Origin of the sequence: Photobacterium sagamiensis (genome assembly GCF_050337085.1) — a bacterium.
Lineage (GTDB): Bacteria > Pseudomonadota > Gammaproteobacteria > Enterobacterales > Vibrionaceae > Photobacterium > Photobacterium sagamiensis.
Genome location: NZ_JAKJSP010000120.1, coordinates 1 through 985 on the forward strand (window position 1 = coordinate 1; position 985 = coordinate 985).

The following is a 985-nucleotide window of genomic DNA, read 5'->3' on the forward strand; positions in this document are numbered from 1 at the left end:
ATGTATTCACGTAGCGATACTGGCTTATGCCAGTGGGTTTCCCCATTCGGAAATCGCAGACTCAAGTGGCTTTTACTGCCTAATCTACGCTTATCGCAAGTTAATACGTCCTTCATCGCCTCTGACTGCCAAGGCATCCACCGTGTACGCTTAGTCACTTAACCATACAACCCCAAGAGGTTTCGTATGGCAACAACCAAGGTTTCTCTCTTAAAAGAGAGGATTTGTTTTCGCCGGACTCTTACACAAGACACTTGAATGTGTTTGTTTTGAGAACTCGTATTTTCTTTCGAAAATACATTTGTAACCTAATTCTAAGAATTAGATTTACTAGTCAGCTTTCCAGATTGTTAAAGAGCATGTGTTTCTATTTAAAGATCCACTTTCTAAAGACTTTCAGCGACACGAAAACGACCCAATAACAAAAGTTGCTATTGAATCTGCGTATCCGTGCAGAAAATGTTTAGAAAGTGGTGGGCGATACCGGGCTCGAACCAGTGACCCCCTCCTTGTAAGGGAGGTGCTCTCCCAACTGAGCTAATCGCCCACGATAGTTTTAATTCCTTCGCGAGAAAGAATGGTGGGTCGTGCAGGATTCGAACCTGCGACCAATTGATTAAAAGTCAACTGCTCTACCAACTGAGCTAACGACCCATACTTCTTTAAAAGAAGTGGCGTCCCGTAGGGGAGTCGAACCCCTGTTACCGCCGTGAAAGGGCGGTGTCCTAGGCCTCTAGACGAACGGGACTAAGYTTTCTTGCTAACGTTGTTGGGCAACGCTAGCGCTCTTTTACATTTCGACCAAGCAATCTGTGTGGACACTGCATAAAACAAACAGTCTTTAGGTAAGGAGGTGATCCAGCCCCAGGTTCCCCTAGGGCTACCTTGTTACGACTTCACCCCAGTCATGAACCACACCGTGGTAAACGCCCTCCCGAAGGTTAAGCTATCTACTTCTGGTGCAGCCCACTCCCATGGTGTGACG

3 tRNA genes and 2 rRNA genes are annotated in these 985 nt (G+C 46.4%); all 5 read right to left on the reverse strand.

Annotation, left to right across the window (positions count from 1 at the left end):
- Window positions 1–164: ribosomal RNA gene (locus tag L4D76_RS28640) — 23S ribosomal RNA — on the reverse strand; the annotation flags it as partial.
- Window positions 165–471: 307 nt separating this feature from the next.
- A tRNA-Val gene (locus L4D76_RS28645) sits at window positions 472–547 on the reverse strand.
- A gap of 31 nt (window positions 548–578) precedes the next feature.
- Window positions 579–654, reverse strand: a tRNA-Lys gene (locus tag L4D76_RS28650).
- An 18-nt stretch (window positions 655–672) separates the two neighbouring features.
- Window positions 673–748: transfer RNA gene (locus L4D76_RS28655), tRNA-Glu, on the reverse strand.
- 98 nt (window positions 749–846) lie between these two features.
- Window positions 847–985 (reverse strand): 16S ribosomal RNA (locus L4D76_RS28660); the annotation flags it as partial.